At 71.0% G+C, this 14,969-nt stretch carries 12 protein-coding genes; 7 read left to right on the forward strand and 5 right to left on the reverse strand.

Annotation, left to right across the window (positions count from 1 at the left end; all coding sequences use genetic code 11):
* On the reverse strand, positions 1–1,216 hold a 1,216-nt coding region (locus VNW53_RS06445; protein WP_325554362.1), incomplete at its 3' end, for a cytochrome P450.
* 108 nt (positions 1,217–1,324) lie between these two features.
* On the opposite strand from VNW53_RS06445, the gene VNW53_RS06450 reads away from it, so the two are divergent.
* Positions 1,325–2,143, forward strand: a complete 819-nt coding sequence (locus VNW53_RS06450) for an RNA methyltransferase (protein WP_325554363.1) — start codon at positions 1,325–1,327, stop codon at positions 2,141–2,143.
* A gap of 68 nt (positions 2,144–2,211) precedes the next feature.
* Positions 2,212–4,626, forward strand: a complete 2,415-nt coding sequence (locus VNW53_RS06455) for an ATP-binding protein (RefSeq protein WP_325554364.1) — start codon at positions 2,212–2,214, stop codon at positions 4,624–4,626.
* On the opposite strand, the gene VNW53_RS06460 is transcribed toward VNW53_RS06455, so the two are convergent.
* Both VNW53_RS06460 and VNW53_RS06465 read right to left on the reverse strand, forming a co-directional pair.
* Positions 4,623–5,423: a class III extradiol ring-cleavage dioxygenase gene (locus VNW53_RS06460; RefSeq protein ID WP_325554365.1), complete on the reverse strand. Its 801-nt coding sequence runs from the start codon at positions 5,421–5,423 to the stop codon at positions 4,623–4,625. The genes VNW53_RS06455 and VNW53_RS06460 overlap by 4 nt on opposite strands.
* A 5-nt stretch (positions 5,424–5,428) precedes the next feature.
* The gene (locus tag VNW53_RS06465) at positions 5,429–5,986 is read right to left on the reverse strand and encodes an NAD(P)H-dependent oxidoreductase (RefSeq protein WP_325554367.1); all 558 of its coding nucleotides are present in this window, start codon (positions 5,984–5,986) and stop codon (positions 5,429–5,431) included.
* 117 nt (positions 5,987–6,103) lie between these two features.
* Between VNW53_RS06465 and VNW53_RS06470 the strand changes: the two genes are divergently transcribed.
* The gene (locus tag VNW53_RS06470) at positions 6,104–7,033 is read left to right on the forward strand and encodes a LysR family transcriptional regulator (protein ID WP_325554369.1); all 930 of its coding nucleotides are present in this window, start codon (positions 6,104–6,106) and stop codon (positions 7,031–7,033) included.
* A 4-nt stretch (positions 7,034–7,037) separates the two neighbouring features.
* Here the strand turns inward: VNW53_RS06470 and VNW53_RS06475 are convergent, their stop codons facing one another.
* A complete protein-coding gene (locus VNW53_RS06475; RefSeq protein ID WP_325554371.1) occupies positions 7,038–7,826 on the reverse strand; it encodes an enoyl-CoA hydratase in 789 nt (262 codons plus the stop codon).
* Between the two features lie 84 nt (positions 7,827–7,910).
* Between VNW53_RS06475 and VNW53_RS06480 the strand changes: the two genes are divergently transcribed.
* Genes VNW53_RS06480 through VNW53_RS06490 form a run of 3 tightly spaced genes read left to right on the forward strand, consistent with a single transcriptional unit; the run spans position 7,911 to position 12,279 of the window.
* Positions 7,911–8,957 (forward strand): FAD-dependent oxidoreductase, encoded by a 1,047-nt coding sequence (locus VNW53_RS06480; protein ID WP_325554372.1) that lies wholly within the window; start codon positions 7,911–7,913, stop codon positions 8,955–8,957.
* Entirely contained in the window at positions 8,954–10,123 is a 1,170-nt protein-coding gene (locus VNW53_RS06485) for an acyl-CoA dehydrogenase family protein (RefSeq protein ID WP_325554374.1), read from the forward strand. Before VNW53_RS06480 ends, VNW53_RS06485 begins: the two co-directional genes overlap by 4 nt.
* 23 nt (positions 10,124–10,146) lie before the next feature.
* The gene (locus tag VNW53_RS06490) at positions 10,147–12,279 is read left to right on the forward strand and encodes a S9 family peptidase (RefSeq protein ID WP_325554376.1); all 2,133 of its coding nucleotides are present in this window, start codon (positions 10,147–10,149) and stop codon (positions 12,277–12,279) included.
* 23 nt (positions 12,280–12,302) lie between these two features.
* Here VNW53_RS06490 and VNW53_RS06495 read toward each other — a convergent pair whose 3' ends face one another.
* On the reverse strand, positions 12,303–12,995 hold the full coding sequence (locus VNW53_RS06495) for a TonB family protein (protein ID WP_325554378.1): 693 nt from the start codon (positions 12,993–12,995) through the stop codon (positions 12,303–12,305).
* Between the two features lie 181 nt (positions 12,996–13,176).
* Here VNW53_RS06495 and VNW53_RS06500 point away from each other — a divergent pair, with 181 nt between their 5' ends.
* On the forward strand, positions 13,177–14,964 hold the full coding sequence (locus VNW53_RS06500) for a hypothetical protein (RefSeq protein ID WP_325554380.1): 1,788 nt from the start codon (positions 13,177–13,179) through the stop codon (positions 14,962–14,964).
* The last annotated feature ends 5 nt before the right edge of the window (positions 14,965–14,969 follow it).

Here is a 14,969-nt window from a genome sequence, read left to right on the forward strand (position 1 = left end):
CCTTCACGAAGGTGGAATAGACCCGCTTGGGCTCGCCCACGACCTCGATGGTCGGGAAGCGTTTGAGGATCTCTTCCCAGATCACCTTCAACTGCAGCTCGGCCAGGCGGTTGCCGACGCAGCGGTGGATGCCGAACCCGAATGACACGTGCTGGCGGGGGCGCTCGCGGTCGATGATGTAGGCGTTCGGCTGGGCGATCACCGTCTCGTCGCGGTTGCCCGAGACGTACCACATGATGACCTTGTCGCCCTTCCTGATGGTCTGGCCGCCGAACTCGAAGTCGGCCAGGGCGCGGCGGCGCATGTGGGCGAGTGGGGTCTGCCAGCGGATGGTCTCGGAGACCATGGACGGGATCAGGCCGGGGTTCTCGCGCAGCTTCTTGTACTGGTCCGGGTTCTGGTTCAGCGCCAGGACCGAGCCGGAGATGGTGTTGCGGGTGGTGTCGTTGCCGCCGACGGTGAGCAGCACGATGTTCCCGAAGTACTCGCGCGGCGCCATGTTCCGGGTGGCTTCGCCGTGGGCCAGCATGGAGACCAGGTCGCCGGTGGGATCGGCGTTGACCCGCTGGTTCCAGAGCTCGGTGAAGTAGGCGTGGTACTCCACGAAGATCGCCATTTTCTGCTCGAAACTGTCGATCAGGCCCTGGCCGGGCGCGGCGGTGACCACGTCGGACCAGTAGATGAGCTGGCGGCGGTCTTCCTGCGGCATGCCGAACAGGGTGGCCAGCGTCATGCCGGTCAGTTCCTTGGAGACCTTGTCGACCCAGTCGAACTCCTCGCCGATCGGCAGGTTGTCGAGGATCATGGCCGCGCGCTCGCGGATCAGCGGCTCCATGACCTGCAGGCTGGTGGGCGACACGGCCGGGCTGACGGTCTTGCGCTGAACGTCGTGGCGCGGCGGGTCCATGGCGATGAACATCGGCAGCGGACCGTCGCCGCCAGGAGGCTCGGCGATGGTGATGCCGCCCTCGGACGAGAACACCTGGTGATTGGTGTCGATCGCCATGATGTCGTTGTACTTGGTGATCGACCAGTAGGGGCCGAACTCGTGCTCGCGGGTATAGTGCACCGGCGCCTCGGCGCGCAGGCGCTCGAACATCGGCCACATGGCGTCGGCCTGGAACAGCGCCGGCTGCGCAGGGTTCAGGTCCGCGAGCGGCGTAGCGTAGGCGGCTTCGCGCGCCTGCGCCAGGTTCGCCAGATTGCCGTCGGCCATGGTTCGTCCTCCCAGGGGATTTAAGCATCGTATAGATCGTAAAATGACGCCAGCGTCAACTTTACCCGGGTCTGGAGGCGTCCGGCGGACCATGACAGAACCGCCGCTGTGCCGCCCCTGATCCCCATCGACGATCCCGACGATCCCCGGCTGGCCGACTATCGGCAGGTGCGCGAGCGCGACCTGGTGGGGCGGGAGGGCGGCTTCATCGCCGAGGGCGTCGTGGTGCTCGAGAAGCTGGTCCGCGCCGGACGCCACCCGCTGCGCTCGGTGCTGGTGGCGGAAAAGCGGGTCCAGGCGCTGGCGCCGCTGTTGGCGGGCCTGCCTGCGAACGTGGCCGTCTATGCGGCGGGGCAGGCGGTCATGGACGCGGTGGTGGGGTTCCACATCCATCGCGGGGTGCTGGCGGCAGGGGTCCGCGCGGAGCCCGACCTGGACGGCCTGCTGGCCGGCCTGCCGCCTCGCGCCCTGGTGGTCGGCCTCGCCGGCATCGCCAACCACGACAACATGGGCGGCCTGTTCCGCAACGCCGCCGCCTTCGGGGCCGACGCGGTGCTGCTGGACGACGACTGCTGCGACCCGCTGTACCGAAAGGCCATCCGGGTCTCGGTGGGCGCGGCGCTGACGACGCCTTTCGCCCGCGGCGGGGCCGCGGCCGGCCTCGCGGCGCGGCTGGCGGCGGAGGGCTTCGAGGTGCTGGCGCTGTCGCCCCAGGGCGGGACGGAGCTGGCCGACGTCCGGCCGGGCCCGCGCACGGCCGTACTGTTCGGCGCTGAAGGGCCGGGACTGCCGGCGTCGGCCATGGCGCGGGCGCGGGGCGTGCGGATCGCCATGGCCGGCGGTTTCGATTCCCTGAATGTTGCAACCACCAGCGGTATCGTCCTGCACCATATCGTTGCAAGCCGTGATGCGGGCTCCGCCGATTAAAGCCCTTTCTTAACCGGCCGCGGTTCAGAGTTATGCGAACGGCGCGCAGTCGCCTTTTGGGGAAGCGAATGGCCGGCGAAACTCGCCCGCATGCGCCGGAAGGCCTGGAGCAATCGGGACCGGTCTTCGACCGGGCGCGGCGGCTCGCCCGGACCCTCTTCCAGGACGTCGACGCCTCTGTGGTGCTGCTGGGCGGCGGCGACGCCTGGCGCAGCCATGACCCGAGCGGAAAGGCGCCGAAGGACGCGCCGGTCGCGCGCCTGGTGGTGGACGGAGGCGAGCTGCTCTGGGTCGCCGACGCCAGCCAGGACGAGCGGTTCCGCCACCGCCCCAACGTCACCGGTCCGCCGCATGTGCGCTTCTATGCCGCCGCGCCGATCCGGCTGGAGGACGGCTCGATCCCCGGCGTCTTCGCGGTCGCCGGCCTTAAGGCCAAGCCCTTCGACAAAGGCCTGGCCGCGCGGCTGCAGGACCTCGCCGACGTCGTGGCCGACGAGTGGAGCCGCGTCCAGGCCCGGATCGCCCGAGAGACCGCCCGCCGCGAAAGCGATGTCGCCCATCGCATGGTCGACCAGATCATCGACACCGCGCCCCTGTCGCTGGTGATGACCGACCGGGAGATGCGGGTCCTCGCCGCGAGCCCCCGCTGGATCGAAAGCCGCCAGCTCGGCGGCCGCGAGGTGCTCGGCCGTTCGCTCTACACGCTGTTTCCCAGCACCCACGAGAAATGGCGTCCGGTCTACGACCGCTGCCTGGCCGGCGAGTCGGTGCAGGCCGATCGCGTCGAATTCCAGCGGCCCGACGGCTCCGTCATCTGGCTGCAGGTCGAGCTCACGCCCTGGCGCGACGGGGCCGGCGAGATCGGCGGGCTGATCATCAGTTCGCATGACGTGACCAGGATGGTCGAGGCGCTCGATCGGATAGAGCGCTCCGAGGAGCGCCTGCGACTGGCGATGGAGATCGCCGACATGCACGTTTGGGAGCTGGATTTCCGCGCCCGCGAGCTTGTCAGCATCGGCGGCGAGGCCAGCTTCTACGACAGGGGCTGGAACTACAAGCAGCTCAGCCAGGATATCTGGTCGACCGTCGACGAGCGCGACCTGCCCCGGGTGCAGGAGGAATGGCGTCGCCACGAGGAAGAGGGCGCGCCCTATCGGCCGGAGTACCGGCTGCGCCGGCCCGGTGACGAAGACGTCTGGGTGCAGGGCGCGGTGCGCTTCCTGAGAGACGAGGACGGCAAGCCGCTGCGCATGATCGGGGCGCTGCAGAACATCACCGACCGCAAGGCCGCCGAGTTCGCCCTGCTCAACGCCAAGGAAGAGGCGGAATCCGCCACCCGCGCCAAGAGCGCCTTCCTGGCCACCATGAGCCACGAGATCCGCACGCCGCTCAACGGGGTGCTCGGCATGGCCCAGGCCATGGCCATGGGCGAGGTGACCCAGCAGCAGCGCGAACGGCTCGACGTGATCCGCCAGTCCGGGGAGAGCCTGCTGGCGATCCTCAACGACGTGCTCGACCTGTCCAAGATCGAGGCCGGCAAGCTGGAGCTCGAACAGGCTGAGTTCGACATCGACGAACTGTCGCGCGGCGCCATCGGCGCCTTCGCCGCCACCGCCCAGGCCAAGGGCCTCTCGTTCGAACTGAAGGTCCAGCGGGGGGCGCGAGGCGTCTATCGCGGCGACAGCGTCCGGGTGCGCCAGATCCTCTACAACCTGGTCTCCAACGCGCTGAAGTTCACCGACAAGGGCGGGGTGAAGGTGGCGGTGAGCCGCAAGGGCGCGCGGCTGTCCATCGCCGTGCGCGACACCGGCATCGGCATTGCGCCCGAGAACCTGACGAGCCTGTTCCAGAAGTTCGAGCAGGCTGACGCCTCGACCACCCGGCGCTACGGCGGCACGGGCCTGGGCCTCGCCATCTGCCGCGACCTGGCCGAACTGATGGGCGGCGCGATCCGCGCGGAGAGCACCCTGGGCGAGGGCGCGACCTTCATCGTCGAGCTGCCGCTGACTCGGCTCGCCGCGGCGCCGTCGAAGCCCGTCCCGCCGCCGGCCGATGCGCGTCCGCGCGCCGATGGCGTCGCCATCCGGGTGCTGGCGGCCGAGGACAACGGCATGAACCAGTTGGTCCTGCGCACCCTGCTGGAGCAGGTGGGCCTCGATCCGGTGATCGTCGACAACGGCCGCGCGGCGGTCGAGGCCTGGGCGCGCGAGCCCTGGGACCTGATCCTGATGGACGTTCAGATGCCGGAGATGGACGGGCCGACCGCCACCGGCGTGATCCGCGCCCGCGAACGGGCCGAGGGCCGGCCGCGCACGCCGATCGTGGCGCTGACCGCCAACGCCATGTCGCACCAGGTGGCGGAATATCTGCGCACCGGCATGGACGACTTCGTGGCCAAGCCGATCGAGGCCGCGCGGCTCTATGACGTCATCCAGCGGACCCTGGACAAGGCCCAGGGCGGCCAGGCGACGGCCGCGGCTTAGGCCGCCCTGCCGAATTCGTAGCCGCTGATCGCCACGTCCATCGCCACGTCGCGGAACGCCAGGCGCCCAGGCTCGCCCTCGGCCGCGCCGGCCGCGACGAACAGGGGCGCGAGATGCTCCTCGCGCGGATGGGCCTCGCGGGCGTAGGGCGCCTGCGCCCAGCCGCGGATCGCCTCGTCGCGGCGGGCCGGATCGGCGAGGGCGGTCTCCAGCCAGGCGTCGAAGGCCTTGGACTTGTCGGTGAAGGCCGGGCTGAAGCCGCGCATGTTGTGCCAGCTCATGCCGGACCCCACGATCAGCACGCCCTCGTCGCGGAGAGGGGCGAGGGCGCGGCCGGCCGCCAGGTGCGCCTGCGGGTCGAGATCGGCGCGCAGCGAGAGCTGGACCACCGGAATGTCCGCCTGCGGCGTGGCCAGCAGGAGAGGCACGAAGACCCCGTGGTCGTAGCCGCGCTCGGCGTCCTCCGCGGTCGCGAAGCCCGCCGCGCCCAGCAATTGGCGCACCCGCGCCGCGAGCGCCGGCGACCCCGGCGCGTCGAAGCGCAGCCGATAGGTCTCGGCCGGGAAGCCGTAGTAGTCGAAGATCATCGGCGGCCTGGGCGACGAGCCCACGGTGAACACCGGCTCCTCCCAGTGGCCGCTGACGATCAGGATCGCCTTCGGGCGCTCGGGCAGGTCCGCGATCAGGCCCTTCAGCCAGGCCGCGGTCCTGTCCCAGGTGTCGGCGGGGCCGCGGGTCCAGTCCATGAAGAAGCAGGGGCCCGCGCCGTGCGGGATGAACAGGGTGGGGAGCGTCATGACGGTCAGCTCAGATGCCGCTCGATGCCGTCGGCGAAGGTCAGGGCGAAGCCGGTCAGGAACTCGCGCGTGGCTTCGTCGGTGAGTTCGCCGTTCTCGTCGAACATGGCGGCCACCCCGCCGACATAGGTCTCGGGCTGGTTCACCGTCGGCATGTTCAGGAACACCAGCGACTGGCGCAGGTGGTGATAGGCCCCGAAGCCGCCGATGGCGCCGGGGGAATTGCTGACCACCGCGGCAGGCTTGCCGTTCCAGACGCTGGCGCCGTAGGGGCGCGAGCCCACGTCGATGGCGTTCTTGAGCACGCCGGGGACCCCGCGGTTGTACTCCGGCGTGACGAAGAGGACGGCGTCGGCCGCCTTCACGCGGTTGCGGAAGTCGGTCCAGTTCTGCGGCGGCGTGGTCTCGAGGTCCTGGTTGAAGAACTGGAGCTGGCCGATGTCCACGAAGTCGAACGTCAGGTGGGCCGGCGCCACGGCGGCGATCGCCTTGGCGAGCTTGCGGGTGAAGGATTCCTTGCGGAGGCTGCCGACAATCACGGCGACGTTGCGGGGTTGGGCCATGGGTTTCGTCCCTTTGATTTGGTGTGAGCGGTAGATGCACCCGCGCCGCCTGGTTGATAATCCGGCCTGACTGCACAATTATGTTTCCGGTTGGGAAGCAATGGGGCGACGCCGTTCATGGACCGCTTCGACGAGATCAACGCCTTCGCCGCCGTCGCGGACGCCCGCAGCTTCACGCAGGGCGCGCGGCGCCTGGGCGTCTCCAGCGCCCAGGTCTCGAAGCTGGTGGCCCGGCTGGAGAACCGGCTCGGCGCGCGCCTGCTGAACCGCACGACGCGGGATGTTTCGCTGACTGACACCGGTCGGGCCTATCTGGAGCGCGCGCGGGGCTTGCTCGAGGACTTCGAGGCGCTGGAGGGTTCGGTGCGCGACCAGAGCGGGCCGCGGGGCCTGCTGAAGATCTCCGCCCCGGTGTCGTTCGGTGCGGCCCAGTTGATGCCCGCCTTGCTGGATTTCGCGGCGGCCTATCCCGAGGTCTCGCTGGACGTCTCGGCCACCGACCGGATGGTCAATCTGGTGGAAGAGGGCTTCGATGTCGGCGTGCGCATCGGCCAGCTTCACGACTCCTCGCTGATCGCGCGCAAGCTGGCGGCGGTGCGGCTGGTGACCTGCGCCTCGCCTGGGTACCTGCAGGCGGCCGGCGCGCCGGCCACGCCGCAGGACCTGTCGCGCCACGAGGCGATCATCGACACCAACGCCCGCGATCCGACGCTCTGGCAATACGGCGGGCACAGCGACCGGATGGAGGTGCGGGTGCACGGCCGGCTGCGCTTCGGCGGCGCCGACGCCTGCGTGGCGGCGGCGCGGCGGGGGCTCGGCATCACGCGGACGCCCGCCTTCGCCGCGGCCGACGACCTGCGGGCCGGTCGCCTCACGCCGCTGCTCTGCGCCTACGAGCCGCAACTGATCCATGTGCACGCGGTCTATCCGCATGCCCGTCACCTGGCGGCCAAGGTGCGGGCCTTCGTAGACTTCCTGGCCGAGCGCTACGCGGGCGAGCCGGAATGGCACCAGGGCTGGGGCGAGGCGCAGCGCGCCGCCGGCTAGATCTTCAACCCCTCTTGGCGGCCGCCCGCTGGGCCAGGAAGCGGGCCATGGAGGTCGCGGGTTCGTCGGTTCTCCAGGCCTGCTCGAAGGCGTCGACGCCGGCCGCGACGGCCCCGGTCACCGGCAGGTCTTCCCAGGCGCGGATCAGCGCCTTCTGGATCCGCACGGCCTGCGGCTCGGCCTCCAGCAGCTTGTCCAGCAGATCCTCGACGGCGGCGAACAGCAGGGCTGGCGGATGGATCTCCTCAACCAGGCCCCAGGCCCGGGCGTCGGCGGCGCTGAAGGTTTCGCCGGTCAGCAGGATGCGCCGGGTCCGCCCCCAGCCGATCAGCGAGGGCAGCAGGGCGGCCTCCACCACCGAGGGCAGGCCCAGCCTCACCTCCGGCATGCCGAAGACCGCGGTCTCGGCCGCGAGGCGCATGTCGCAGGCCGCGGCGATCTCCAGGCCCGCGCCCAGGCACCAGCCGTTGACCGCGGCGATCACCGGGACGGCCAGGTCGCGGATCGCCCGGCAGCAGCCGTGGACCTTCAGGATGAAGACCCGCGCGGCCTCCGGCGAGGCGAGCTCGGCCATCTCGTCGATATTGGCCCCGCCGATGAAGGCCCTGTCGCCTGCGCCGGTCAGCACGACCGCGCGCAGGTCGGGGTCCGCCGCCAGCCCGCGGAAGGCCTCGACGAAATGGCCCATCACTTCCGACGACAGGCTGTTCAGCTTCGTCGGGTTGTCGATACTGACGATCGCGACGGGGCCACGGGCGTGGGTTTCGCGCCGGACAGTGATGTAAGAGGTCATGGCCCCATGCTTTACGGATCGGCCGGCTCCGCGGCCAGAGCGGGTTCCGCTTGATTTTCGCCGGCCGGATGGCTCGTTAGGTCCATGACGCGCGGGCCAAGGGTGATCGTGGCGGGAGCCGGCGCGCTGGGGCTGACCACGGCCCTGGCGTTGGCCGACGCGGGCTGTGCGGTCACGATCTGCGACCCGGCGGATGAGCCCAACGCCTCGGCGGTCGCCGCGGGCATGCTGGCCCCGGTGTTCGAGACCGTCCTGGACGGCGGCGAGGCGGCCGATCTCGACCTGCTGCTCGCGGCGCGGAACCTGTGGCCGGCGCTCGCAGGGCGGGCCGGGATCGAGATCGATCGTTCAGGCGCCGTCGCCGTGGGCTCCGAGGCCTGGCTGGCGCAGGCGCGCGCCGGGCTGGCGCGGCTGGGGCTGCGCGGCGCAGAGCTGCCGCGGCCGTTGCTGGAAGGCCTCGCGCCGGGGCTCGCGGCCGACGTCGAAGGCGTGCTGTCGCGCGAGGACTGGCGGCTCGACCCGCGGGCGGCGCTCGACGCGCTGCGGCAGGCGGCCGAGGCGGCAGGGGTGGCGGTCCGAGCGGAGGCCGTGGACGGGCGCGGCGACGCCGATTGGCTGGTGATCGCCACGGGGGCAGGGCAGGGCCTCGCCGGGGTGGCGCCGGAGCTCCGTGCGCTCGCCCCGATCAAGGGCCAGATCCTGCGCTATGCCGATCGCCGCGGCGGCCGCGTCAGCCTGCGCGGCGAGGGCGCCTATGCCGTTCCGGGCGGAGAGGGCCTGGCGATCGGCGCCACGATGGAGCCGGGGCGGACCGACGCCGAGCCCGACCTTGCGGCGCTGGCGCCGCTGATCGCGGCGGCGGAGCGGCTGTTCCCCGAGTTGTCGGGCGCGACCTTCGGCGTCTCCGCCGGCGTCCGCGCCGCCACGCCGGACGGCCTGCCCATGGTCGGGCCTGCTGCGGCGCCTGGCGTGGTCCTGGCCGTGGGCGCGCGCCGCAACGGCTGGCTGCTGGCGCCGCTGGTGGCGCAGATCGTGACGGCTTGCGTGACCGGGCGTGATGCTGGTCCCTATGCGGCGCGGCTGGACCCGGGGAGATTCGCGGGCCGCCGGCCCAGGGGTAAGGCGGCATGACGGCCTACGGCTTCACCGACGAGCAACAGGCGATCCGCGAGGGGGTCCTGCGGCTCTGCGCCCGCTTCGACGGCGACTACTGGCGGCGCACCGACGAGACCGGCCGGTTCCCGGAGGACTTCGTGGCGGAGATGGCCGCCGCGGGCTGGCTGGGCGCGGCGATGCCGACGGCGCTGGGCGGCTCGGGGCTCGGCCTCACCGAGGCGGCGATCGCCATGCAGGCGGTGACGGAGAGCGGCGCGGGCTTCTCCGGCGCCAGCGCCCTGCACCTGAACATCTTCGGCCCCATGCCGGTGGCCAAGTTCGGCTCCGAGGCGATGAAGACCCGCGCCATCCCGCGGTTGATCAGCGGCGAGGACAAGCTCTGCATCGGCATCACCGAGCCGGACGCGGGGCTCAACACCACCAGCCTGACCACCAAGGCCAGCCGCACCAACGACGGCTATCTGCTGTCGGGCCGCAAGGTGTGGACGACGTCGGCCCAGCGGGCGAACAAGATCCTGATCATCGCGCGCACCACCCCGCGCGCCGAGGTGAAGAAGGCTACCGAGGGCCTCAGCCTGTTCTACACCGACTTCGACCGGTCGCGGATCACGGCCACGCCGATCCCGAAGATGGGTCGCAAGGCGGTGGAGTCGAATTCGGTGTTCATCGACAACCTGCCGGTGCCCGCCGAGGACTTGGTCGGCGAGGAGGGGCGCGGTTTCTACTACCTGCTGGAGGGCCTGAACCCGGAGCGGGTGCTGTTCGGGGCCGAGGCCGTGGGACTGGGCCGCGCGGCGCTGCGCAAGGCCTCGGCCTACGCCAAGGAGCGGATCGTCTTCGACCGGCCGATCGGCCAGAACCAGGGCGTGGCCCATCCCCTGGCGCGGGCCTGGATGGAGCTGGAGGCGGCGAATCTGATGGCCTTCAAGGCCGCCGCCCTGTTCGACGAGGGCCGCGATTGCGGGGCGGAGGCCAACGCCGCCAAATATCTGGGCGGCGAGGCGGGTTTTCACGCCTGCGAAACAGCCGTCTTCACCCTGGGCGGCATGGGTTACGCCAAGGAATTCGACGTCGAGCGCTATTTCCGCGAATCCATGATCGCGCGGCTGGCGCCGATCAGCCGCGAGATGGTCTTCAACTACATCGCCGAGCGCGTGCTGGGGCAGGCCAAGAGCTACTGAGTTTTTGTTCAAGAGGGGGCGTGATGCATTTCAAAGGGCTTCTGGCGGGCGCGGCATTTGCGGCGGCGCTCTGGACGGGCGGCATGGCGCATGCTGCCGACAGTTTCAGCGTGGCCGATGCGCTGGCCTATCCATTCACCCTCGGCCTGGTGAGCGCCGAGCACGCCGACCGCATCGCCTGGGTGCGCGACGTCAGGGGCGTGCGCAACGTCTGGGCGGCCGAAGGGCCGGACTTCACGCCCAGGCAGGTGACTCAGTTCACCGCCGACGACGGGCAGGAGCTGACCCAGCTCACCTTCTCGCCGGACGGCAAGACCCTGGTCTTCGTGCGCGGCGGCGACCACGACGGCAACTGGCCGGCGGCGGGCAACCTGTCGCCGGATCCGGCGCTCTCTGCCGACGAGCCGAAGGTGACCCTGTGGCTGGCCGATCCCACGGGCGCCAAGCCGGCGGCGAAGATCGTCGAGGGCGACGCGCCGGCGATCTCGTCCAAGGGTGAGCTCGCCTATCTGAAGGACGGCGTGGTCTGGACCGCCAAGCTGGACGGGACGGGCGCCAAGAAGCTGTTCTTCGACCGCGGCAAGGACAGCGAGCTCACCTGGTCGCCGGACGGGACGAAGCTGGCCTTTTCGTCCATGCGCGACGGCGACCACGCCTTCGTCGGCCTCTATTCCGGCGCGGACCAGCCCATCGCGTGGCTTGCGCCGTCGACGGGCATCGACCGCGAGCCCGTCTGGTCGCCGGACGGCAGGTCCGTGGCCTTCACCCGCCAGCCGGGCCGTGGCGGGGCGCCGCAATCGCTGCTGGTTCGCCAGCCGCGCCCCTGGGCGATCTGGACGGCCGACGTCGCGACGGGCTTGGGCAAACGTGTCTGGAAGAGCGGCGAGGACCTGCACGGCTCCTATCCGGACGTCGCCGGCCAGGCGAACCTGGCCTGGTCGCCGACCGGCAAGCTGATCTTCCTGTCGGAGGCCGACAACTGGCCGCACCTCTATTCGATCCCAGCGGCGGGGGGCGAGGCGAAGCTGCTGACTCCGGGCGCCTTCATGGTCGAACACATCGCCATGGGCCGTGACGGCAAGTCGGTGATCTATTCCGCCAATACCGGCAAGGATCCCGACGACAACCAGCGCCGTCACCTCTACCGCGTCGCGATCGAGGGCGGCGCGCCCGTCGCCCTGAGCAGCGGCGCGGCCCTGGAATGGAGCCCTGCGGCCCTGTCGAGCGGCGTCGCCTTCATCGGGGCCGATGCGAAGAACCCGCCGGTGGTGGACGTGATGGCGGCCAACGGCTCGGGGCGCCATGAACTCGCCGGTCAAGCGCCGCCCGCCGAGTTCGCGGGTGCGAGATTCGTGACGCCCAAAAAGGTGAGCTGGAAGGCGCCGGACGGCCTGACCATCGAGGGCCAGCTCTTCCAGGCCCCCGGCGCCAAGAACACGCCGGCGGTGATCTTCGTCCACGGCGGGTCGTTCCGGCAGATGATGCTGGGCTGGTCCTACATGGACTACTATTCGAACGCCTACGCCATGAACCAGTACATGGCGGCCCACGGCTTCACCGTGCTCTCGGTGAATTACCGTCTGGGGATCGGCTATGGCTGGGACTTCCAGCACTGGCCGAAGGGCGGCGCGCTCGGCTCGTCGGAATACCAGGACGTGGCCGCCGCCGGCGGCTTCCTGCAGAAGACGCCCGGGGTCGACCCCCAGCGGATCGGCATCTGGGGCGGTTCCTACGGCGGCCTGCTGACGGCCCTGGCGCTGGCGCGCAACTCCGACATCTTCAAGGCCGGTGTCGACTTCCACGGCGTGCACGACTGGTCGCGCACCGTCGCCCGCCAATATGGCGCGCGGACGGACCGCTATGAAAAGGGCGATTTGGCAGAAGCGATGGCGGTCGCCTTCAAGGCCTCGCCCATCGCCGACATCGCCACCTGGACGTCACCGGTGCTGCTGATCCAGGGCGATGACGATCGGAACGTCCATTTCGCCGAGATGATCGACCTGGCGCGGCGGCTGGAGGCCAAGGGCGTGGACTTCGAGCAGATGGTGATCCCCGACGAGATCCATGGCTTCCTGCGCTACACGTCCTGGCTGAAGGCTGACACGGCGACCGCAGAGTATCTGGCGCGCAAGCTGGGCGCTCCCCCTGGGAAGTAGGGAAGCGCCCAGCCGCGTCCCGATCAACGCAGGCTGAAGCGGATCGGAATATTGACGGTGGCGCCATCCACCGGCTGGCCGTCGAGGGTCTGCGGGCTCATCCGGAAATAGCGGGCGAGCTTCTGGGCGGCCGGGCCGAAGCCCGCGCCGGGCGGGGTCTCGGCGCCCACGCGGCAGTCGTGGACCGTGCCCGCCGCGGCGACGGCGCAGACCAGGGTCGCCGAGCCGGCGAGCTCGCGCCGCAGCGCGCCGTCCGGATAGGCGTTGGCCATCTCCTCGCCGGTCGGTTTGCGCAGCCAGCTCGGGTTGCCGAGGATGTGCGAGACGGCCGGCGGTTGGGGTGGATCGCCGGCCACGCCTGCGGTCTGCGGGATGGTCTCGATGAGCTTGAACGGCGGCGGCGTTTCGACGTGGATCTGCTTGATCTCCAGAGGCGGGAGCGGCGGGGGATCGGCCGCCGGGGTCTCATGGACCTTCAAGGGGGGCGGCGGCGCCTTCGGGTGATCGGGTTTCAGCTTGATGATCGGGCCAACGATGATGTCGTCGGGGACTGCCGCCGCCGGGGCCGGCGGATTGAACTTGGCGTAGGCCAGGTAGAGCACGGCCATCAGATGCAGGCCGATCGAGGCGGCGACGGCGCCGCGGATATGCGCCGGCCAGCGCCGCGCGCTCGCCTTCGTCTCGAAGCCCAGAGGCAAGGCCTGACGGATCACCATGGCGGAGTCCCTTGCGTATCACATGCGTAATAAATTACGCCGGTAATACGAACCGTCAAGAGGGTCCGTGCGCTCCCCGGCCGCTGCGTGAAGGTCGCATTCCTGCGCCGTTCATGTTCGCAGAGTCATGTTGCCGACGCCGGAATCGGAACGGCGAAGCTTCTTTGGGGTTTCTTCGACTATGTCCTATCGCCGCCTTCTCCTGACCGCCGCCGCCACGAGCCTGATGCTCGCGGCGTGCAACCAGCAGCCCGGCGCGCCCGCCACCGGCGCGCCGATCGCCAGCCTGCCTCTGGCCCAGGCCGCGCCGCCGCCCGAGGCGGTCGCGCCGCCGGCCGACCAGTTGCCGCCCGCGCCGCCGATCACCCGGGCCGTCGCCTCGCGCCGGCCGACCTACAGCTACATCGACGACGCCTATGTGCTGGGCGACGCCTTCGCCGACAGCCCGCCGGACTACACGGTGGACTACCAGGGCTCGCGGCCCTGGGTGTGGCGTTCCAGCGCCGGCGAATACCGGGTGGTCGAGCAGACGCCCTATGGCGAGCGCGAGTACTTCTATCGCGGCGACAGCGCCTATCCCTTCCTGGTCCGCGACCACGACTATTCCTACGCCTACGACAACGGCTCGCTGGTCGAGGTCTACGACAGCTATGGGCGGCCCTATCCGAACTACGGCCCGAGCCTGGTGGACATCGCCGCGCGCTATCTTTTCCGGGCGCAGCGCCTGCACGACGCCGCGATCCACGAGCAGCGGCAGGCCGCCTACGCCGCGGATTGGCGCGCGCGCCGCGACGACGTGCTGGCCGGCCAGCAGCGCTGGGCCGACGAACAGCAGCGCAACCCCGACTGGCGCCGTTGGCACGACGACCGCTTCCAGAACGCGCAGCCGCAGCAGGCGGCGTGGCAGCAGGAGCGCGCCCAGCGCGAGGCCTACGCCCAGCGCACCGCCCCGGTGATCGCCGCCGCCCCGCCCGCGCCGCCGCCGCGCCGTGAGCCGCCCTTCGACCAAGGCGCCGGCTACGCCCAGGGTCGCGGCGGTCCGCCGGCCGCGTTCCCGCCGGGGGTCCAGCAACAGCAGCAGGCGCAGGCCGACGCGGCCGCCCGCGCCCAGGCCGACGCCCAATTGCGCGCCGGCCAGGCCGGCGCCCGCGACCAGCAGCGCTTCCAGGCCGATGCGGCCAACCGCGCCCGCGACGAGGCGCAACGCCAGCAGCAGGCCCAGGCGCAGCAGCAGATGCAGGCCCGCGACCAGCAACGGGCCCAGGCCGACGCCGTCAACCGCGCGCGCGATGACGCCCAGCGCCAGCAGCAGGCTCAGGCCCAAGCCCAGGCGCAGCAGCGCGCCCAGATGGACGCCGCCAACCGCGCGCGCGACCAGGCCCAGCGCCAGCAGCAGGCGCAGGTCCAGGCCCAGATGCGCGACCAGCAGCGCGCCCAGGCCGATGCGGCCAACCGCGCCCGCGACGACGCCCAGCGGCAGCAGATGGCCCAGGCGCGCGACCAGCAGCAGCGGGCTCAGGCCGACGCCGCCAGTCATGCGCGCGACCAAGCCCAGCGCCAACAGCAGGCCCAGGCCGACGCGGCCAACCGGGCCCGCGACGAGGCGCAGCGCCAGCAGCAGGCCCAGGCGATGGCCCAGCAACGCCAGGCCCAGCAGCAGGCGCAGGCCCAGGCCCAGCACCAGCAACAAGCTCAGGCCATGGCCCAGCAACGCCAGGCGCAGGCCCAGGCCCAGGCCCAGGCGCAGGCCGCGCAACAGGCCCAGGCCGCCGCCCAGCAGCACCAGATGGCGGCGCAGCAGGCTCAAGCCGCCGCGGCTCAGCATGCCCAGGCCGCGGCCACACAACAGGCCCAGGCCGCCGCCGCCCAGCACGCCCAGGCCGCTGCGCAGCAGGCGCAGGCCGCCGCGCAGCACGCCGCCCAGGCCTCGGCCAAGGCGGACAAGAAGCCCGACGAGCAGAAGAAGTAACGGAC

It is taken from the genome of Phenylobacterium sp. (assembly GCF_035569475.1).
Taxonomy (GTDB): Bacteria; Pseudomonadota; Alphaproteobacteria; order Caulobacterales; family Caulobacteraceae; genus Phenylobacterium.